The sequence below is a fragment of the Butyrivibrio sp. WCD3002 genome, assembly GCF_000424265.1.
Lineage (GTDB): Bacteria > Bacillota > Clostridia > Lachnospirales > Lachnospiraceae > Butyrivibrio.
Window position 1 is genome coordinate 17,976 of the sequence record NZ_AUJO01000005.1, and the last position, 21,787, is coordinate 39,762.

The window sequence follows — 21,787 nt, forward strand, 5'->3', positions numbered from 1 at the left end:
TCATAACAGTTTACTTTGAAACTATATCAAGGCGAGTCCAACAGATGTCCAACATAAAACGCTACTATTTTTTGTTTATTTAAATACTATAATTCGTAACCCTTGGATTTGAGTACTGTGCATTTGTCTGTAAAAATCTCATTACAGATACGAAGCTCCAGTTCCTGTCTGTGCTGCAGGTGCTTTATTAACTCTTCTTCTCCGCTGACGCCATGCTTTTTTGCATAAGGACAATCATTAAAATATCCCATCATCAGCGGGAACCAAAGCTCATTTCCCTTGTCGTCCGACCTTTCTTTTCTGATAACATCGATATTTGCCTTTACATCGTCTGTTTTCAGATAGTAGATGTGGTAATCTTTTCCATCAAGGGCTTCTCTTACTTCCTTATAAAAGTCCACAATCTCATCATCTGTCATCACACGGAAAAGGATCATATCCTCAACTGTGTTCTGTAAAAGTGAACACTCAAAAATGGATTTGTCTCCATTCCAGCTGCGATATCTGCCAAGTACTATCTCCTTGAACTCAGCTAAATCCCTTCGTCCGTTGTAAATCTCATATTGCTCAAGATCCCTGTGAAAACCGGGTACATCGGTGAGTATCTGGGTGTAGCAAACTACCATTTTCCCGTTTTCTTCAAAGCTCTTGGGCTCGATCATCGCTGTGATTTCGCTGTATTTTTCAAGTATTTCCTTGTACTGCTCCTTACTTATATAGGCGCACCAGGCAAGCTCAACCGGGGAATAATCTCCCTCACGTACTGCCTTAAAATCTGGATGCTTTTCAGAAAGCTTCCCGACTAAAGTGCTTTTTCCACTTCCCTGTAATCCTTCAACAAAATAGTTCATTTTCCCTCCTGTCCTAATACCCATGAAAAGCCCTTTGCGCACCTTAAATCCGGGTCTCTGAAATGGTTGCCCTCATTCCATTCAAGAGTGCAGTTTATTTTCTTTTCATTAAGGAAAGCCTGTGCAGCGCGGATTTTATCTCCAACAGTAGCCATCACAGGATTTCTTGCCTTCTCCTCCTTGTTTCCAAGGCTCAAGTAGACATTTTTACACTTAATCTCATGTTCCTTCATATAATTATCAAAGCCGGGAAACCACATGGAAGGCGAAACAGCCGCTACGCCAAGAAAAAGGTCTGTCTGATATACAGCCCAAAGCGCAAAAAGTCCCGCCAAAGAATAGCCACCTATGTAGTAGCTCTTTGATTTATCCTTGCAATAATCCAGAATCTCTGCCAGCGTATCCCCTGCGCCTTCGCCGAAATCCTCATTTCCAAAAACAGCCGGCGCTTTCCAGGGAGAAAGGTCGTTGTTCCAACTGTTTACACCAAATGCAACCACCCTGAAATCTTCGCCGGTTTTTTCTTTAATCATTGCAATTTCGTTTTCTATCACCTCAAGGTCGTGCCCATCCACAGGCTGCACAAGTACCTTCGAAGCTGACTTGTCCCCAAATTCATAGACTTTTTCCAAGTAATCGCTCCTCCCGTAAACTATAATTGTTATCTATAAAACGTCAACTCCATTATAGACCTATCTTATCTTTACCTCCAGTTTTCTCTTTAAAATAAGAATCCACACACCGGAGACCGCTACAGCGGCAGGGAAAAATAGGGGTTGCTTCTCCGTTATCTGCAAGCCGGTCCAAAATGACGGCATAAAAGCCAGCAAATAGCCGTAAGGCCTTGGCATAACGTAGGGCACTACAGCTCCAAGCATCAGCAGTGATGAGAGTTTCGTCAGTGCCATACCCTCAAGTTTATTGGAGGACAGCGCAACCACCAGCATGGAAATGATGATCGCCTGCAGTGTTCCCCCAAGAGCCAGGGAAAACACTTCAAAGGCTGACAGGCTTGATATGCAAAAAATCGGCAATACCACCATGGTTACCACAAATGATGCAACCGCCGGTATCGCAATGCGGGAGATAAAATATCCGCTTCGTCCAAGCTCTGTCACGAAAAGATACCTGTCAATGTGATCATCGTGCTCCTCCAGCATAACCATAGCCGCAATAAAGCAAAGCATTACAGGTGTTATTGCAGCATAAAAGATGTCGAAAAGGCTGTAATATGGCTTCAGCACAGATGCTACGCCGATAGCGCTCATCAGCAGCTTTTCTATGTAAGGAATTCCCAACCGCATAATAATACCAATCAGAAAGGGCAAAATTCCTGCCGCAAGCAGCATCATATCCTTTCGCACAAACCTTAACATATGAAAAAAACTTATTCTTACAGCTCTCATATTTTCACCCCACCCTGTTCCTGCCACATTTTCTCTACGCATCGGCAGGCCGTATAAGTCAAAAATCCGATCAATATCAGCGTTAAAAGCAGTCCCGGTAAAGAAATTCCACTACCTGACACCATTTCCATGCAGGCGTTGGCAGGATAGATACTGCCGTAAGCTCCGGTTAAACCAAACAGCTGCAGGATAGCAGGAACAAAACCAAATATCTCCACGGGAATCGTAAGCAGGAGAAACTGGTTAAGGCTGGAGGTCTTTGTCGCAACTATCACACCAAACAGCGTAAAAACCGCTCCTGCCAGAAAGGTTCCTATAAGCGCCAGCGCAATGGATTTAGTCCCCGAAGCTACCGATAAAACCGCAGCTACCACCAGTGCAATGGCGTTTAGGGACAACACCTTTGAGCAAACATATTCAAAGGCTTTAGTGGGCGTTATTGCAATAAATGACGTCACCCGCTGGCTTTTTTCCAAAAGCACGATAGCTCCCATAAAAAACAGTCCCATAGCTGCAGGATCCGAAAAGATCAGCATCGCTGCAACCGCGCTTTTTACCGATGCCGGTAACGCAAAAAGTACAGCCATATAGAAAATCGTCAGAAAACCATATAGCAGATAGAATCCGTATCTTGCCTGAAACCTCATATCCCAGGCAAGAAGATTTTTAAATCTCATACAAGAGTCCTCCCGGTAATCTCAATGAAAATGTCGTTTAGCGTAGGCTCGCTGCTGTGTATGGACTGCAAGCGGTTTTCAGCTATCAGTCGCTTTAATCTTTCATCCTTTGAAACCGCATCTAATTCACAGGTCGCTGTCTGCTCGCTGACATCAGTCCAGGAATAGGTTATTTTCGCTGCTCCCTTGGACATTATCAGGTTATGAGGTGTATCAAGAGCGTAAATCTGCCCTCCTACGATAAAAGCCACTCTATCGCAGAGCTCTGTGGCATCCTGCATGTTGTGAGTTGTGAGCAGTATGGTTTTACCTTTCTTTTTTTCCTCAAGGATTACGTCCTTCATCAGTCTGCTGTTTGTAGGATCGAGGCCGCTTGTGGGTTCATCAAGGAAAAGCAGCTCAGGATCATGAATAAGAGCCTTAATGAAATTCAGTCGGCTTTTCATACCCTTTGAATAGTCTGAAACCCGCTTTTCTGCGTCATTTTCAAGCCCTACCGATACAAGAAGGTCGTCTATACTCCGCGCCTTTCTTTTATAAAGCGATGAGAAAAACTCCAGGTTTTCTCTGGCAGAGAGCTTTTCGTACATGGTTGAATACTCGAAATCAACGCCAATAGACTGATAAAAGTCAGAGTCATGCTTCTTACACTCTGCGCCGCCCACGGTGGCAGAACCTTCATAACCCGGAAGCATTCCGAGGAGGATTTTCTGCAGAGTACTTTTTCCTGCTCCTGAAGGACCTAGAAATCCGAAGATTTCACCCTTTTTCACTTCGAAATTCATATTCTGGATAAATGGTTTTCCGGTGTAACTAAAAGTAAGATTTTTTACCTGTATCATGGTCATCTCCTTGTATTTATTTGACTAAATTTAGATTTTTAGTCAAATAATGTTTTATATAAAGTCCGGCATAATGCCGGACTCATTATCACATTATCTGCTCAACTACTCCGTAAATCAACATCCGCAGGGCCTCGTCATAATGCGCTTCTCCAATGTCCGCTTTGTGGAGCGTTGCAAAGTATATCGCATGAAAAGCTGCGCTTATTGCCTTGACGTCCAGCTTCTTTTTCACCGGGAACATAGCAAGCATCTTCTCTATGGTGTCGGTATCCTCCTGAAGATGCGCCTCAACCACTTCTCTTGGTAACTTTCGCACAAGAAGCTCCACCTCGTCGGTGTTAAGAAGCCTTAATATTGGCATCTCCTCTGTCTTTTTGAAAAAGTCAAAGATCATATCCGTAAAAGTATCCGCTGACATATCCTTTATGGAGATCGTCGAAAGAGCCTGCGCCAGGCCATTGTTTATGGCATCGTGCTGTTCCTGAATTACTTCAAACAGCAGAATCTCTTTCGATTTATAAAACAGATAAAAGGTTCCCTTAGGAATGTTCACCCTTTTTACAAGCTCATCCACCGTGGTGTGCCTAACACCGTACTGGGCAAGGCACTTTGCGGCTTCTTCCTTCAGGCGGCTTACGATATATTCCCTTTCATCATCCGAATAACACTTAGGCAATCCTTTTCACATCCTTTTTGACTAAATCTGTTTATATGGTCAATATAAACCCGATAAAGAATTTTGTCAATCCGAATGTGCCATTGGGGGATGCCACGGATGCCAGGATGCCACTGGGTTCTCGATGCCACTGGGGACGATGCCACTGGGGACGATGCCACTGGGGACGATGCCACTGGGGACGATGCCACTGGGGACGGTTCTCTTTGGCACGTTTCTATTGAACCGTGCCAAAGAGAACCGTCCCCAGTGGCATCCTGGAACCTGAACCGTGCCAAAAAGAACCGTCCCCGGTGGCACCCGGTGGCACCCAGTGGCACACGAAAAAAGGCTGAAATCTCGTGGATTTCAGCCTTCTAAAAAATTTACATATTCACTTTTGCTGCTCTTTATTGATTTCGTCCTTTATGAACTCTCTTACCTTAGGATTTTGCATGACCTTGATGGCCTCAATGGCACATTGGTATATCATAGCCATTTGCCTTGATGAGGGCTCGTTCAGGTCGCATTTTTTCTTAATGTTAGTGAAATACTTAATGGCCTGATCGGCAACACTAGCAGAAATAACCATTCCGTTGCAATAAAGTGTTCCGGTATCAGGATCAAAGCGGGACTCCTCATATTTTGTAGCGCCGAATTTACCGGCACCCATGGATGCAGCTAATTGGTTTATAAGATCTGTTCTATCAGTCATAATGATCTCCTTTTTAGGAAAAACGTTCCGACTCAAGGAAATTTTAACAGATAAATATAAAGTACCTATAAACCATATCTGAATTATTAAATAAAAATATTATAAATGCACGTTTTAATTAAATAACTGTAAGTAGCTTCTTATCAATGCATACTGACGCTGCAAATACTTTTTCTGCAGAATCCTCAAAAAGAACTCTGATCTTACCCTCAAGGATAGCCTTAACGGTGCCTTTTCCGTACTTTTTATGTGATACGGCGCAGCCTTCGGGAATAACATTCTTGATCTCGTCATCGGTAAGCTCCGGAAGCGCAGGCTTCTGAATGGGAACAACCTTCTGAACAAGCGGCCTTGAAACGTTCATTGTCTTAACCTTTTTAGGCTCCTTGCTTTCAAGATAGTTCTCACAGAGACTATCAAGAACAAACTCAAGATTCTCATTGGTAAAGAAATAGATTACGTGAGACAGCTTCTTCTCCTCGGGATTCTGGAGCAGGCCCTTATTGCCGTTTCTGATAAACAGGATTGCCTTGCTTGAAACCTCCTCGTATTGAGATACAAGCATCTCGATCATTTCTTTTTTGCTTTCCTTAAGTACAATACCAAGATTAGCGGCATCTGCTTTTCTCATAAGAAGGTTATAATCCTTCTCTGTTGCATAGAGAACAAAACGGCTCTGCATTACAGTCTTAACATGAAGTGATGAACCATTTTTCGCAAACTGCCAGATGAACTTATCTTTAGCTCCCTCCCTCTCATACTGATCAAGCTTTTTCTCTTTGATCAGATCACAAACTTCTTCGTAGATATACAGTGTATTGTTCATGGTTTTTCCTCGCTAAAAATATAAGTCAGAAAACCAATTATACACTTTTGGTATTTTTATTCCATTACCAATTTTTTCCAAAAAAATTTGCAATATTAAGTCTCGAATCAGCAATACGTCAATTTACAGAGCATATTCAATCAAAAGGCGAAGCACATTCTCGGCACCGTCTCTGTGACTTCTCTCGTAGCCGTGGGAAGCGTAAACGCCTGCTCCGATAAGTCCGTGCTTTAAGTCGTTGCCGGCTTCAAGAGTAGCCTCAACATCGCTTCCGTAGTGGGGATAGATATCGACAGCATAATCTGCACCGCTCTTTTTTGCTGCTTCCACAAGGCCCTTAACGATCTCGTAGTTGTAGGGGCCGCCGCTGTCCTTAGCACAGATGGAAACCTGCTTCTCTGTACAGGTAAGGCCATCGCCAACGCATCCCATATCCACGGAAATAGCCTCTGTGCAGCCCTCAGGTACACTTGCGCATCCGCCGTGTCCAACTTCCTCAAACACAGTGATATGTGCATAAAGAGCTCTCTTCGGAGTAATCTTCTTCTCACTGATATACTTTGCAAGTCCCAGTAAAATTCCAACGCTGAGCTTATCATCAAGGAATCTGGACTTGATGTATCCGGTCTTGGTAACTCTCACATTTGGCTCAAAGCAGACAAAATCGCCCACGGAAATGCCAAGCTTCTCGGCATCTTCCTTGCTCTTAACATCCTCATCGAGAACGACCTCGCAGCTATCCCATTCTCTCTTGGTATCGTTGTATTCACCATTTACATGGATGGACGCATTATTGAGCTGGAAGGTTCCCTCATAAATTCCGTCGAATTTGGTCACAACGCGAACATTTTCAGTTTCTGCATTGTTGGGGTTCATTCCGCCAAGGTTGGTGAGCTGAAGTCTACCGTTATCCTTGATTGTTGCAACCATTCCACCAAGAGTATCAGCGTGAGCCTCCAGTAAAAGGCCGTTTTTCTTATCCTTACCTGTAAGATCCACGATAACGCCGCCCTTATTGGTCTTAGTAGCCTTAAAACCGAGCTTTTCAAACTCTACCTTCACCCAATTTGCGGCTTCCTCTGTGTAACCTGTGGGTGAATCAATATTAAGAAGCTTTGTAGTTTCTTCTACTATAAAATCTGTGTATTTGTTTAATTGTACTTTTTTCATTTACGCATCTCCTGTCTTAAAATTAGTCTACTTCAATCAGTATATACCTTTATTGCGGAAAATGCGCCAAAAATCACACACCTGTCACTGTTCCGTCTGCAAGGTGTATGATAAGTCTGCCTGTTCCATAGGCGTCCTGGTGCTGGCCTTTCTGCAATACTTCCTCAATAACACCTGCGCAGGAGGTACAGATTTGCCTTGATTTCTTATTCTTATCAAGCTCCTCCAGCTCTAAATCGAAGGAATCCTTCACATTGGTATAGTGGAATTGCTGCAAGCCTACAGAATAAACCTTATTCTCATCAATGGGAGCTCCCTGGAAATTGAACTTGAGGAACGAATGACTCTTCTGGTCATACTCCACTTCAAACCCCTCGGAGAGCTGATAAAACTCCGTGTGAGCCCCTTCGAGAGCCTCGTCTCTCAGAACTCTTAAAAGTCCATGCTTAATCTGTGCTCCTGTCCAATATGTCGCAAAGACACTATCGTCATAAGGGAAGTTCTCATCCAAATCCTTCTTAGTCACCACAGGCCCCAATTTCTCTGTACGAATGGAACCAGACCCCAGGAAAAACATGTCGAGACCTAAAGTTTCGCATAGTGCATCCGCGTAAAGGTCTCCCAGCTCTGTTTCTTTGATTCTTGACGGATGTGTCAACTGGCGTACAAATTTTGTGATGATCCTGCCATATTTTTCATCTGTACTGTGTTTATAGTTATTTATGATCTCCTCGATGCCGGGATCCTTGGGGCAGGTAGACTCGTTTATGGGAATCGCTTTCCAGCTGTAGCTGTTTATACAATTGTTATCCGTATCAATCAGGATATCAAATCGACCAATCTGGTCAGTACCGGTACCCGCTTGTACAATCGGGATTCCATTTACTACCGCAGGCTCCTCTATAAAGGTATGTGAGTGACCTCCGATGATCACATCAACGCCCCAGGCAGGGTCAAGCATCTCAGCAAGCTTCTGATCCTCCTCAAAGCCAATATGGGTAAGAAGTACCGTAAAATCTATATCCATGGCATTATAGGTATCACAGATTCGCCCTATCTCCTCCGCAGCTTCGTTCAGAGTTACAAAGGTTCCGATGAGCTTATCCGCCTTAACCTGCATAAGTGCTACTTCTGTAATGATACCGATGAAAAGAATCTTCATTCCGCCAATCTCAATAACTTTGCATGGCTCGAAGAGTCTCGCGTTATTGGTTTTTATATGAAGGTTCGCGTTTATTATCGGAAATTCGGCACATTTTTCCAGAAAAAGAAGGTGTGCTACGCCGTAATCCACCTCATGATTTCCCACAGTCACGATATCCGGGGCCAGCATGTTCATTATCTGTATTGTCGATATTCCGTGAAATTCAGAATCTATTACCGATCCCCTAAACATATCCCCGGCAATGGCATATAAAACATTTTCTTCTTCATGGCGCACTTTGCTGACATAGCCTGATAAAAGGGACACGCCTCCCACCAGGTCCTTATCAACCTCTTCAGCCAAAAAATCACCGTGCATATCATTGGAATGTAAAAGTGTCAGTTTTTTTAGATGTTTATCCGGTTTCTTCTCCTTTTGCTTCATATTTTATCCCCCATTAAGCCTTTTTCGGCTTCGGCGTCTTCTCTGTTTTGCTATACATGAAGATATCGTAAGGTTTGCCCTTTTTATAGGTGGAATCCTTCATATATTTAGTTGCCGCGCGGTTTTGATGTACGTTGCTCATTCCGGATTTAAGAATGGAAACATAGATAAAACCTATGATTGCCGACACAACAAGGTCGATTATCCCAGCCTTGAAGGTCATGCCGTTTTCACCAAAGAACATGATTCCAAGCATGATTATAATGAAGGAAATCACTGTTCCAATGATCAGTTTTTGCCAGTACAGACCCTTATCCACAGGAAGTGAGCCCACCATTCTGCCACTCTGGCCGTTGATTCCAAAGGTGTAGGAATTGCCTTCATACTTGGTGGTCATCATCCACACGGGAAGCATGGCGTATTCCGCCTTAGCATTGGACAAATTGATGCTCTCAGCCTTGGATTCCACTGTATCGTAGCCGATTACCTGCTCCCGCATCTTGTCCCTGAAGGTATTCATGACGCGCTCATTGGCTCTTGGCTGGGCATCTTTCTCCTCTTTATCATATCTGTCTGCCAGATATCCGCTAAAATATGCCGCATCATACTTAACGGCCTTGGCCATGTCATAGGGCTCTAAGGACTCCATGACAGTGGCATCCATTTTACTGGAGGCATCCACAGGAATCTTCTCGAATTCCATCTCTCCGCTTCTTTTTACACGGTAGAAATCCTTCTTTTCATATGTATAATTACTGTCTTGTCTGGTAGTTGTCTTGACGCCTTCAAAAGTCACAGAGCCATCAGCCTTGCAACTGTAAAGCCAGAACGGGACATACAGGCCCGTAATAGAATCTATTCTGTTATTCGCTGTGAATGACTTGGGAAGAAGCTTTTTCCCTTTGACGAATTCCTTAAGCTGCGCCTTTGCCTTCTCTTTATCCACAGCAAAGGGAACCACATAATCCGGCTGATACATTCCTGCAAAGGAATCGGGAATTATCGCCTGATTTCCGCAATAGGGGCATTCTGTGGCAGCGGTATGCTCATCGGCCACCATCTCCGCACTGCAGGAAGGACATCTGTAGCCCGCAACCTTGCCGCTTTCATCAGTAATAAGAAGCTGCTCTGTGGTAGTCCAGGTCATGCTTGAAGAAGCTGCATCCTCAGCCTCTGCCTCCTGTGCTGCCTTTGCCTGCTCCATGGTAAAGCTGGCCTCACAGAACTCACAGGTCATCTGCTCTGTTTTACCGCTAAAAGTGAGCTTAGCCCCACAACAAGGACACTTAAAGTTCAGTATATCTGCCATAATCCCCCTCCTGATATACAATGGTAGACGTCTTCAAAACGATAAATTTTCCGTGTAGCAATACCATTTTAGCAATATTTGAAATAAAAAAACACAAACAAAAGGCGTTTTGAGAATTAATTTTTCACAAATTTTTCGACCTTTTTTCGTTTGTGTTTTACGAATTTTGACTGATTATTGTTGTTCTAAAACATCTGTAGATTCAAAAGAAATTGTGGGTATTCTGTTACTTCTGCGGACGGGTACCTGCCAGTATGGGACGTGCAACGTGTACGTTGAAAAACTCGATAAGAGGTCCCATGAAAAATGCGGTAATGATGGTTCCGATTCCGGCAATTGTAGGGATACTCATGACTTTTCCACCGGATATAAGAAACAAAACCACTCCCAGGATGACGCACACAAGATCTGTGATAATCCTGACATACTGGAACTTGCCCTTTTTCCAGGTGTTGCAGATAATAAGCGCAATAGCGTCATAGGTAGATACACCAAGATCTGCTGTCATATAGAACGCAGAGCCAAAGCAGATGATGACTACGCCCACTACAAGGCAGCAAACCCGCACTATGATAGATGGATTAACTATCACTGTCTGCAAAAACTCATAGGTAAACTGAGTGATATATCCAAGCAAAAACAGGTTTATAAAAGTAGCGATACCGATGTAATGCCTGTCAAAAATCAAGGCAAATGTCAGCAAAACAGCGTTGGTTATCACATAAAGTGTTCCAAAGCTGATAGGCACCACCAGATCAAGTCCCGCCATAAAGGACTGGAAGGGATCAACGCCAAGAGCCGCTATTTTAAATATTCCAACGCTTATAGCACAAATAATTACGCCAAAAAGCGTCATACAGGTTCTTTTTACCAATTTCTTATCTTTCATTTTCGTTCCTCTCGTATAGTCCTTGATCCAAAAGCTTTCGATACTCATCAAAACTGATGGTGAAACCGCCCATACTCTTAAGATGCTCTGTCTCAAACTGGCAGTCGATCATCACATAATTATTCTGGAAAAGCACCTTTGACAGGATAATCAGCGCAATCTTAGAGCCATTTGGAAGGTCGGAAAACATACTCTCTCCAAAAAAGCATTTGCCAAGGCTCACTCCGTAGAGACCGCCTGCAAGCTGGTCGTCAACGTAGGCTTCAACGCTAAGAGCAAGGCCTTTTTCTGCCATCTGACCGTAGGCCTTTTCCATATCATCCGTTATCCATGTACCCACGTTATCTTCTCTCTTTAGCCTGCATCTGTGCATGGTATCGGCAAAATCCCGGTTTATAACGATATGGGTTTCATGCTTTTTGAAAAACTTCCGCATGGAGTGTGAAACATGAACCTCCCCGGGCTTTATGATGAATCGCTCCTTCGGGGCCCACCATAAAATAGGCTCGCCCTCGTTATACCAGGGAAAAATGCCGTTACTGTAGGCAAGAACCAGCCTTTCCACCGACAGATCACCGCCAATAGCTAAAAGTCCGTCATCATCCGCAAGCACAGGATTAGGAAAATATATTTCTTTATCATCTAACTTATAAACTGCCATATATATCCCACCGCCTTAACCGCAAAGCCTGATAAAACGGTCAAAACTCAAATCACTTGCCCTTTCCGCCGGCTGTGGTGACAAACTCACCATCCTTAACCGTAAGGGAGATTTTTCCGCCGTTTTTGAGCTTTCCAAAAAGAATCTCATCCACAAACAGCGGCTTAATATCATTTCTGATCACGCGGTCGACCTCTCTTGCGCCAAACTCCTGACTGATACCGCGCTTTTTAATAAGATTTCTGGCCTTTTTATCTGCACTAAAGCTTATCTTCTTTGCTGTGAGCTGATCCTTAAGCTCAGAGAGCTTCTTCTCCACAACCAGCTCTGCCATCTGCTCATCCATGCTGTTGAAGGATACGATTTTACTGAGTCTGTTCCTAAACTCAGGCTGAAACACTCTCTTAACCTCTTCCATAAGAACACTGTCATCGTGGCCCTCACTGACAAAGCCGATTCCGCTCTTGCCAAGACGGTTAGCTCCTGCATTTGATGTCATGATCACTACCACATTCCTGAAATCCGCTTTTCTGCCCTGATTGTCTGTGAGTGTGGCATAATCCATAACCTGTAAGAGCACATTGAAAATATCCGGGTGTGCTTTCTCTATCTCGTCAAGAAGCAGTACCGATGAGGGATGTTTCCTGATAGCTTCAGTAAGTATTCCGCCTTCCTCATAGCCCACGTAACCTGCAGGTGAACCAATGAGCTTGGCAACGGCGTGCTTTTCACCGTATTCACTCATATCAAATCTCACCAGCTTTACTCCAAGCTCTTCTGCAAGGCGCCTTGCAATCTCTGTCTTACCAACGCCGGTAGGTCCCACGAAAAGAAGACTTGCAAGAGGTTTATTCTCTTCTGAAAGCCCGGCTTTTGAAAATTTAACTGCATTTACAACCTGGCTGATAGCCTCGTCCTGACCGAAAATTTTGCCCTTCAGTCTGTCCTCTAAGGTTGAAAGCCCTGTAATATCATCCGTTTCCACAGTCTCGATAGGCACGCGACATATTTTTGTCAGTATTTCGTTTATAACTTCTTTGTCAACCGTATTGACCTTCTTGCCTGTAGGATGAAGCTTTCTGAAAGAGCCTGCTTCATCGATGATATCTATTGCCTTATCGGGAAGATATCTCTCGTTAATATACTTAGCACTCATTTTCACCGCGTAGGAAAGCACCTCATCATCATATTTAACGCCATGATATTCCTCGTATTTTTCCTTGAGTCCCTGCAATATCTCAATGCTCTCGTCCTCTGTGGGTTCCTTGATTTCCACATTCTGAAAACGTCGCACTAAGCTCTTATTTTTCTCAAAATACTTCTTGTACTCTTCATAGGTGGTTGCGCCGATAAATCTGATATGCCCATCTGCAAGATAGGGCTTTAACATGTTGGAAGCATCAAAAGAGCCCTCTCCGACGGCTCCGGCGCCTGAGAGATTGTGTATCTCATCTATGTAAATAATTGGCTTTTCTTCTTTGCCAATTTCAGAGAGTACCTTTTTAAAGCGCTTTTCAAAATCGCCCCTGTACTGGGTTCCGGCCAGCATTCCGCCAAGATCCAGCGCATATACCTTGGCACCCTTAATGGCATCCGGTACCTCGTCCTTTCTAAGAAGCTCCACCAGACCGTAGGTTATGGCTGTCTTACCGACTCCGGGCTCGCCGATATGAAGGGGATTGTTCTTATCCTTCCTGCAAAGTATCTGTATGGTGCGCTCAAGCTCCTCTTTTCTGCCGATAAGGGGGTTTACGTCCTCCAAAGTCTCATTGAGACATGGTGCAAATAGCTTGAGATTTCCGGTATCTTCCTGCTTCTCCGGATTCCCTGTAGTGGCACTTCCGCCCTCTATATTATTCTCATCCTCAATATAGGACAGCTCCTGCAAAAGATCTGCCTCTGTGAGCCCATCCTGTTCCATATAATAGACAGCGTAGCTGTTATCAAGATTCCAGATCGCATGTATCAGATGTCTTATATGTATCTGGCTGCACCCACTTGAAAAGGCGCTTTGTCCGGCAAAATTCACCATCTGCTGTGTGGCAATTGATAATTCCGGCTCACGGCCACTTGTTTTATCAATATATTTCTTAACGTATGACATCAGATTCTTACTAAGTGCAACAATATCTCCGCCGCATGACTCGTAAGCCTCTGAAAAAGAGGGGGCATCCAATATCATCAGCAGCACCATCTCCGGTGTAACATATTCATAATTATTCTCGCTGGCCAATGCTATGGCTTTCTGGATAGCCTCCATAGCCTCTTTTGACAGATTCATATCATGCCTCCTCCACACTCATGCGGAAAGGATATCCTTCCTGTTTTGCCCGCAGCAGTGCCGCATTCACCTTGGTGGATGCGATATCATAGGGGTATTTCCCTACAACTGCCTGCCCCTTTTTATGTACATTCAGCATAATGGACTGCGCTGTCACCTCATCCTTATGAAAAATATCAACCAGCACATCCACAACAAACTCCATGGTGGTGAAATCGTCATTGTACATGATGACGTTAAACTGCCTGGGTTCTTTTATCATGCTCTTTGTCCGCTCTTTTGCCTGTCCCTGGGTAGCCATATCAATTATTCCTCCATAAAAAGCCGGACTTATGAAAATCCGGCTTTAATACTAATATAATTATACATATACCTTCACATCTGACAAATCATGAATCATAATCTCACGAAACCCGCAGCAAGTGCGGATTTCTGTAATTTCATTTAAGAAGTCATCTTATTCTGATATCCGTCAGTGCTACCTGATCTCCGGTAAGAGCCACATAAACCTCAGCCGGTGGATCATTTATCGTAGTGATGTTCTCTAATGCTATGCCAAGTGTTTCAGATTTTATTGAGACGCGATTTCCTTTTTTGCTGACCTGAACTTCACATTCTATACCTGCCTTACATGCTTTTCTGAAATCATCCCAATTCGTAAAATCACTTGTTTTTTCAACTACAAACTTATTGGTGGCATATTCGTTAGGTACATCACTTTCGCCGTTTAGCTTAACCATAGCATATTCACAGTAGTCTTTGCCGCCAACTTCCTTATCCTCAGATGAATAAAGCACTATATAAGGACAATGCCAGATAAGTGTAGAGGATGGCAGACTGAGAGAATGGAACATAATGGTCAGATAATCTCTTACAGGAATGCCCTTTGTATATGCAGAGCGCGTCCTGTCTACCTGAATGTTGGGGATATCCGACTCAATTCTGTCTGTAAAATATACGTCATCTGCTATTCTGGGGATCTCTCCCTCATGAACCACTTCAGCCGTATCTTCTATAGTAATGTTCTTTATATAACAGTTCTCACCTGTAAGCCCTATATATGCTGACTTCGATTTATCAGGCAATGCTGCTACTACCTCAACAATCTTGCTTCTACTTTCAAGAATGACCTTAATATGATCCTGATATCTGTAGGAAGTTATATTGTATTTCTCTTCTTTGATCTCGGAATCCTTATAAGGCTCAGCATCAGCCTTGGACTTATCACTTACATTGACCTCCATGTTTCTTACGGTTGTGGAAACATAGTGACCATCAAACCACACTTCACCGTATTCAACATAATGATATGCGGCTATACCCTTCTCAGTCTTGTGAACCGTCTCATCAAAAGAATCAAACAGGATTATGGCAGGTCCGCTGAAATCTTTTTCGTTTGTGGCAACTGTAGACAGACAATCGAAATTTACCTTTTTTACATGATCTTCGATTGATATGCCTCTTGTAATGGAACCTCTGTAGTTATCACATCTGATCTCTTTTTCTACAGGTATTCTCTCACCCTGACCATACTCATTGGCGTCAGCATCAAGGATTCTGACCATAATATCCGTGTAGTAGGGATCAAACTGAATACCGCCTCCTCTGATAAACTCTTCTCTTATAATGGGCTTTGGCAGCTGATCTCTGTATCTTTTCTTGGATCTCATGGCTGCATAGGCATCGGCAATCGCTATTATTCTCGACATCTCTGGAATTTCATCGCCCTTTAGTCCCTCTGGATAGCCGGATCCGTCATATTTTTCATTACAATATCTGGCTGCAATACTAAGATACGGATACTCCGTAATATTTGAAAGTATCTCTCCGCTGACGACAGGCTTATTCTTAACGATTTCATATTCTTCCTCCGTCAGATCATCATCCTTACCTATAACACTGTCAGGAAGGCCGATCATACCTACGTCGTGAAGCAATGCAGCATAATATATCTCATCGCACTCTTCCTCAGTTTTTCCTGCAGCCTCTGCAATTTTCCTTGAAATACTTGCCACACGGGTGGAATGTCCACGGGAATAATCATCCTTTTTTTCTACTGCAGTAATGAATGCAGTAGCCGTCTGATCAAAGAGGCGCCTCATACTCTTTTTATCATTCTGCAGATTCTCCATCTCCATCCTGTGAACCCGCAAAACCTCATCGTTAACGTCCAAATATGAAAAGATGTAAAGAGATATGGAAACCAGCACCATCGACATATTAACAATGGAAATTCCATACGTAAAAATCTGCAGAATTCCTACAGCTATCGGTACAAAAATATACAAAAACAGAGCTGCGTTGATAAATTTACTGAACTTTCTTCTATGCTGAAAAGCAACTGTATACTGCACAATCGGCCCCACTACGGGGATAAGGTAACAGATAAGGAATCCCGGGCCTCTGTGGTATTTGTTGGTTTCATCAAAATAATAGTAGAGCCCTGTAAACTGGGATAATACAACCAAAAGCATACCAAGAATAGATGCAACGCCGGTAAAAATAAGCCTTCTGGGCGTATTTGTGACTTTTCCTTCATTACTGAGAAGATCTATAAGATATAGATTAAACGTGAAGACTATACCTGAAGTCAGGAAAAATACCATGAAGTTGGATATTCTTACCATATAAAATGCGATTCTGCTTGGATTTCCGGAATACAAATATGCCTGTCTGTCAAAAAAGAGTAAAAATGTAGCTACCAGTTCCATGCCTATAAGAATCCATTTCCTTCTCCGGGGCAAAAATCTGGTAATGCCAAGCAGAAGTGCCATCATCATACACATGGCACATAATGCAAGCATAATATCCATTTGATTTGCTCTTATAAAATCAAACATCTACCGGCTTCTCCTTCGGTTAACAGTTACAACTCTTCTATAATTATCTGTGCAGAATGAAAAACTCCTGCAGCTTCTCTATAAGCTCTGCTCTATCGATGTTTTTAAGGAAGTACCCTTCAGGTTTCAGGGCAACAACCTTCATAACACTTTCCTTATCGCCTTTACCTGTAAGGAACATAACCGGAATATTTCTTGTCTCCGGGTCACTTCGAAGCATCTCAAGAACCTGTGGTCCGGTAGTAACCGGCATTTCATGATCCAGCAAAATAAGATCAACTTTATTCTTGGCAAGCCACTTGATGGCTCTGAGTCCTGAATTAGCCATGGATACCTTGTAGATTCCCTTAAGCCATTCCCTAACAAGTGTCAGATACTGAGGATCATCATCCACTATAAGAATGCTCTTTTTAAAATCACCGGAAGCCATCTTTGAAAAATATTCCGACACCGTTCTTGCAAACTTCTCATTATCCACAGGTCTGCAGAAGGTCTCATAGATCAGTTCTTCCGGCAGGTGCTTCCGAATCTGCTCTATATCGATCTGTTCGCCGATAAGTATCATCTGAAGATTTCTCTCATCCATAATATCCGTCAGATAATGAAGGACATCCTCGTGAGGCATCGTGTTATCATCCAGATAAAGTGTAATGAGCGACACATCCTGTATCTTGGCGTTAATGTCATCCACACTCAGATGAACAAACTCCGTATCGCAGTCTGCGCCCTGCGCTTTTTGAATAAGCACACGTACTATAAATGATTCCTTTTCTCCGATAACTATCATCTTGTTTGCAGCCATCGTCTTTTCCCTCTCTAATTCTAGGTATAATATCAAGTTTTATAAGGAAAGTAATTCTTCCATAGCATCCCAGTCAAAGGTCCTGAGGAGCTTTTCCAGTTCGCTTATCTTCTTTTCATCCTCAGGTGACAGCTTATAATTCTTAAGCTGCCCTATTATCATCTCAACAGCATCATAATCCATCTGCGGAACCACATCTGCAAGGGCATCATAAGCATCCTTGAGCTCATCCTCAGGTATAGGCTCCTTGCTGTCATCCTGTTCATCTTCGACGGTAAGTTTTGAGAGCTTTTCCTTAAAGGACAAATAGTCAGCCATGAATTTATCGGTATGGGCATCAATAAACTCCACATCCTCATGATTTCCTGCATCCTCAAGACTTGCCGCCATCTTGGCCAGCTCTACCGCACCAATGATTCTTGCAGAACTCTTAAGTGCATGAACCTTGATCGTATAAAGCCTTATATTGCCACCGTTGTAAGCATCCTGAATAACCTTGGAATTGGCATCAATGGTCTCAAGGAAAAGCTGCAATGAAATGATAAAGCTTGAAATACCACCTGAGTTTTTAATACCTTCATCGACGGAAATCTCATGGACATCATTGATCCAAAGCATATTCTCCGGAAGCTCCTTAAGATCTTCCACAGCATCTGCAGCTTCTGCCTTCTGCATTATCTCCTCGGGAAGATGTCGCATGATGGTCTCTTCCAAAGCCCTACTGTCCACAGGTTTTGCCAGATAACCGTTAAAGCCTTTGTCCGTATAATACTTCTCTCCGAGAGCTGCATTGGCGGTAAGCGCATAAACAGGCAGATCCTTATATCTCTCCCTAATCCTTGCAAGGGTCTCAACGCCGTCCATTCCCGGCATCATATGATCAAGGAATACCACGTTAAACTTGTTTTCAGCAATCTTATCAAGACATTCCTCTCCGCTGGAAGCCGTAGTTACAAATACCTTTGTCGCCTTAAGAAGCCTTTGGATGACGTTCAGGTTCATGGGATTATCGTCCACCACAAGAATATCCGCATCCGGCGCAACGAACTTAGGCACATAAGGTCCATCCACCGCATGTTCTTCATGCTCTACGAAGTTTCCGAGAGGTGTTTCATCTACTATCTTCTGGTCTACAGTCAGCGTAAATTCAGATCCCTCACCGTATACACTTTCGCAGGTGAGAGTTCCGTGCATAAGCTCAGCAAAACGTCTTGATATATCAAGTCCCAGACCTGTTCCCTGTATTCCACTGTTTTTCTCTTCATCAAGTCTCTCATAAGCAGTAAAAATCCTGGGCATATCCTCTTCCTTGATACCCATACCGGTATCTTTTACGGAAAAGGCCACCTTACAAGTATCATCTTCTCTTCTGAGCATTGTTACATTAAGTACAAAGCCGCCATAATCCGTGTACTTTACTGCATTAGTCAAAAGATTAATGACTATCTGCTTTATCTTTTCCGAATCGCCATAAAGTTTCTTGGGCAGCATCTCGTCCACCACGACATCAAAGGTCAGCTCTTTCTGGGTACTTCTTACTCTGACCATGGATACAATTGACCTCAGCATATCCTGAACATCATATTCTATCTCTACAGCGTGCATTTTGCCGGATTCTATCTTAGACATATCAAGAAGGTTATTGATCAGTCCAAGCAGAGATTCTGAAGCATTACGTATATCATAGGCATAATTTATCATGGACAGGAAGTAACTCTTTGGTACATCTGTCGGATCCTCTCTCATGATCATCTCGTCCATACCCATTATAGTGTTTATGGGTGTTCTGATCTCATGAGAAATATTGGCAAGGAACCTTGTTTTGGCGGTATTGGCTCTCTGCGCCTCATCTCTGGCCTGCTTAATCTCATCATACTGCCTTGTGATGATGGTAGACTTCATTATTCTATATACTACAAAGCCTGCAGTAATTGCCACGAGCAACGCCATAAACAATCTGAACACCAAAAGTTCTCTCAGTCTTGGCTTTTTCACTATTTCAAAAACTTCATCAATAATGACGTCCTCATCATTACTTCCAAGTACCTGAATATGAAGATGATAATCACCATAGGACAAACCGGTATATTCAAGAGGCGTAAGCTCACTTCTTTTCAATGTGATTCCTGACTCCTCACGGCCTTCAAAAAACAGTTTTACAGTGGGATTCAAGGTTGTATAATCCATTACAGCCGTATGGATTCTGATACGTTCATCGGATGGCGGTATTACATATCTGCCATTTTCATCCGGAAGAATCCTTGTATCACCGTTATAAACGGAGTTCACTGCAATCTTTATATCAGTACTTTCTTCATAATAATTGTCAATGTTAACCCTGATAACACCATATCTGCCGGGGATATAAAGATTACCGTCACTATCAAGAGCGGCGTTTGAGTTTGCCGTTATTGCATAGGGTAGACCATTTGCTATAGTATAGAGTCTGTAATTTTTGACATCATCATCAAGAAGTTCCTTAGTATCCACCTTATAGATTCCACAAGATGCCATTACCCAGGCAGAATCATTATTGTCAAAATAAAGGTCATAGTTGTTGTTATAAGGGAAAGAGGTTACGGTATGCGTAACTCCTTCTTTCAAATACTGGATCGAGTTGGAGGTAACAAGCCAGATCACACCATTGACGTCGTCCTTGATCATCTTCATTATTACGTCACTGGTCAGTCCATCCTCGCGTCCAATTTTTGTAATGGTATCACCATCTATTACATATATTCCATCACCATCAGTAGCCGCAAAAATCTTGCCGCCATTTTCCACAATAATTGCTAAAATAATAGTATTTTTAAGACCTTCCTCCTGACCATAGGTCTTAACTACCTTACCGTTCTTAAGGACTGCTACTCCGCCATTGGTGCCTACAACCAGGCTTCCATCCGCCGCTTCGTAAATACACCTTATCTGATCATGGGGCATACCATCTTTGGTTGTATATGATGTTATTCTGCCGTCTACGTCAAAGCATACTAACCCCTTATCATTGCTGTAGCCTGCTACCCACAGATTCTTTTTACTGTCCTCCATGATGGATCTGATGCGGGTTCCTGTCATATAGTCAGTCAGCGCATCGTAAAGAGGAGTGAAGTCATTATTTAGTACATAAAGACCATTATCAGTTCCTATATATAACCTTCCCAAATGTCTGCAGGTAGCGTTTACAACATTCTTCTCGATACCCGCTACCTCAGCAAGATCAAGGAAATTATTAGCAACAATTTTCATGGCGCCCTGAGATGATGAAGCAACCCAGATATTGCCCTGATAATCCGATGTAGTCATTTCTATGGAGCTGTTTATAGGCAGATCGGTAAGTGCGTGAAATTTTGCCTTTGTATCAAGATATCCTATGCGGCTTGTTGATGAAACCCATACTCTGTCGCAATCGTAGCTAAGCCAATGGACGTTATCAATAGGCGCAATCACTATCTTTACCATCGTAGGTCCTTTATCACCAAAGGCTCCATAGTATAAGTACTTACTCTCAGTACCGAAGTAGATATATCCGGGACTGTGGGGGTCAGCCAATATGGTGGTTATGGGCTCCATTCCCAGCTCATCACTTGTAAAAACGTCTGTTATTTTACAATTCTCTATCGCAAAAACCTTACCATTCTTGGTCTGTCCGTATATCCTTCCGTTGGAATCCGAATCAAGCTTTAGAACGCGCTCTTCATTAATCCTGCTATCATCGATGGTATGAAGCTGTCCCTCCGGGTCCACATAAGCAACACCCGCAATAGTTCCAAGGAAAACATTACCCTCGTTGTCTTCAGCAAAAATCCTGATTGAAGATGACGGCATACCGTCTGCGTAAGTATAGTGAGTCCTTGTCTCACCATCAATCACAACAACACCGTTATCATTGGTTCCTACCCATATTCTGCCCTTACTGTCCTCAAAAAGGCCACGACCACTGGTCAGACCGTCAGAGGTATCAAGCCTCTCAAACTCAGTGCCGTCATATCTCATGATTCCGCTGTAGCCGCCAATCCAAATATATCCGTTGCTATCTCCCATAATATAGTTGGCATCTGAGGTGATAAGTCCGTTGGAGGCATCATAAATCTCGGCCGTATAACCCTCCTGGGTTATCTGACCGGTAATCGCATAACCGCCACCCGCCTTTTCTTCGCCATCTTCTGCAGCTGCAACGCTCTGTGACTGACATAACAGTGATAAAACAGACAGGATTGCAATTGTACTTATGAAGTTTTTATATCGAAAATACTTCAATGACATGCAACCTCC

The 21,787-nt window shown here is 43.1% G+C and carries 18 protein-coding genes; all 18 read right to left on the reverse strand.

Annotated elements, in window-relative coordinates:
• Positions 1-86 precede the first annotated feature (86 nt).
• Complete coding sequence (locus tag G608_RS0107640; protein WP_026495536.1) at positions 87-851, reverse strand: hypothetical protein; 765 nt, start codon at positions 849-851, stop codon at positions 87-89.
• The gene (locus tag G608_RS0107645) at positions 848-1,483 is read right to left on the reverse strand and encodes an esterase (RefSeq protein WP_026495537.1); all 636 of its coding nucleotides are present in this window, start codon (positions 1,481-1,483) and stop codon (positions 848-850) included. The genes G608_RS0107640 and G608_RS0107645 overlap by 4 nt, the downstream gene beginning before the upstream one ends.
• Positions 1,484-1,543: 60 nt before the next feature.
• Entirely contained in the window at positions 1,544-2,227 is a 684-nt protein-coding gene (locus G608_RS23565) for an ABC transporter permease (RefSeq protein WP_442852215.1), read from the reverse strand.
• Positions 2,228-2,253: 26 nt separating this feature from the next.
• A complete protein-coding gene (locus G608_RS0107655) occupies positions 2,254-2,934 on the reverse strand; it encodes a fluoroquinolone export ABC transporter permease subunit (protein ID WP_026495539.1) in 681 nt (226 codons plus the stop codon).
• Positions 2,931-3,776: an ABC transporter ATP-binding protein gene (locus tag G608_RS0107660; RefSeq protein WP_026495540.1), complete on the reverse strand. Its 846-nt coding sequence runs from the start codon at positions 3,774-3,776 to the stop codon at positions 2,931-2,933. The genes G608_RS0107655 and G608_RS0107660 overlap by 4 nt, the downstream gene beginning before the upstream one ends.
• An 88-nt stretch (positions 3,777-3,864) precedes the next feature.
• Positions 3,865-4,455, reverse strand: a complete 591-nt coding sequence (locus G608_RS0107665; RefSeq protein WP_026495541.1) for a TetR/AcrR family transcriptional regulator — start codon at positions 4,453-4,455, stop codon at positions 3,865-3,867.
• Positions 4,456-4,828: 373 nt separating this feature from the next.
• Positions 4,829-5,149 carry a hypothetical protein gene (locus G608_RS0107675; protein WP_026495543.1) on the reverse strand — a complete coding sequence of 107 codons (321 nt, stop codon included), beginning with the start codon at positions 5,147-5,149 and terminating at the stop codon, positions 4,829-4,831.
• A 118-nt stretch (positions 5,150-5,267) separates the two neighbouring features.
• Positions 5,268-5,975 (reverse strand): hypothetical protein, encoded by a 708-nt coding sequence (locus tag G608_RS0107680; RefSeq protein ID WP_026495544.1) that lies wholly within the window; start codon positions 5,973-5,975, stop codon positions 5,268-5,270.
• Positions 5,976-6,098: 123 nt separating this feature from the next.
• Positions 6,099-7,145, reverse strand: a complete 1,047-nt coding sequence (locus G608_RS0107685; protein WP_026495545.1) for a M42 family metallopeptidase — start codon at positions 7,143-7,145, stop codon at positions 6,099-6,101.
• A 73-nt stretch (positions 7,146-7,218) separates the two neighbouring features.
• Positions 7,219-8,733 (reverse strand): bifunctional metallophosphatase/5'-nucleotidase, encoded by a 1,515-nt coding sequence (locus G608_RS0107690; protein WP_035795016.1) that lies wholly within the window; start codon positions 8,731-8,733, stop codon positions 7,219-7,221.
• Positions 8,734-8,746: 13 nt separating this feature from the next.
• Entirely contained in the window at positions 8,747-10,042 is a 1,296-nt protein-coding gene (locus G608_RS20385; RefSeq protein ID WP_051209002.1) for a hypothetical protein, read from the reverse strand.
• 226 nt (positions 10,043-10,268) lie between these two features.
• Complete coding sequence (locus G608_RS0107700; protein ID WP_026495547.1) at positions 10,269-10,931, reverse strand: YczE/YyaS/YitT family protein; 663 nt, start codon at positions 10,929-10,931, stop codon at positions 10,269-10,271.
• A complete protein-coding gene (gene aat / locus G608_RS0107705; RefSeq protein ID WP_026495548.1) occupies positions 10,921-11,592 on the reverse strand; it encodes a leucyl/phenylalanyl-tRNA--protein transferase in 672 nt (223 codons plus the stop codon). Before aat ends, G608_RS0107700 begins: the two co-directional genes overlap by 11 nt.
• Before the next feature lie 52 nt (positions 11,593-11,644).
• The gene (locus G608_RS0107710) at positions 11,645-13,873 is read right to left on the reverse strand and encodes an AAA family ATPase (protein WP_026495549.1); all 2,229 of its coding nucleotides are present in this window, start codon (positions 13,871-13,873) and stop codon (positions 11,645-11,647) included.
• A gap of 1 nt (position 13,874) precedes the next feature.
• On the reverse strand, positions 13,875-14,174 hold the full coding sequence (locus tag G608_RS0107715) for an ATP-dependent Clp protease adaptor ClpS (RefSeq protein ID WP_026495550.1): 300 nt from the start codon (positions 14,172-14,174) through the stop codon (positions 13,875-13,877).
• Positions 14,175-14,325: 151 nt separating this feature from the next.
• Positions 14,326-16,713 (reverse strand): HD domain-containing phosphohydrolase, encoded by a 2,388-nt coding sequence (locus G608_RS0107720; RefSeq protein WP_026495551.1) that lies wholly within the window; start codon positions 16,711-16,713, stop codon positions 14,326-14,328.
• 43 nt (positions 16,714-16,756) lie between these two features.
• Positions 16,757-17,515: a response regulator gene (locus tag G608_RS0107725; RefSeq protein WP_026495552.1), complete on the reverse strand. Its 759-nt coding sequence runs from the start codon at positions 17,513-17,515 to the stop codon at positions 16,757-16,759.
• A 39-nt stretch (positions 17,516-17,554) separates the two neighbouring features.
• Entirely contained in the window at positions 17,555-21,772 is a 4,218-nt protein-coding gene (locus G608_RS20390; RefSeq protein WP_242829355.1) for a hybrid sensor histidine kinase/response regulator, read from the reverse strand.
• Positions 21,773-21,787: the final 15 nt, after the last annotated feature.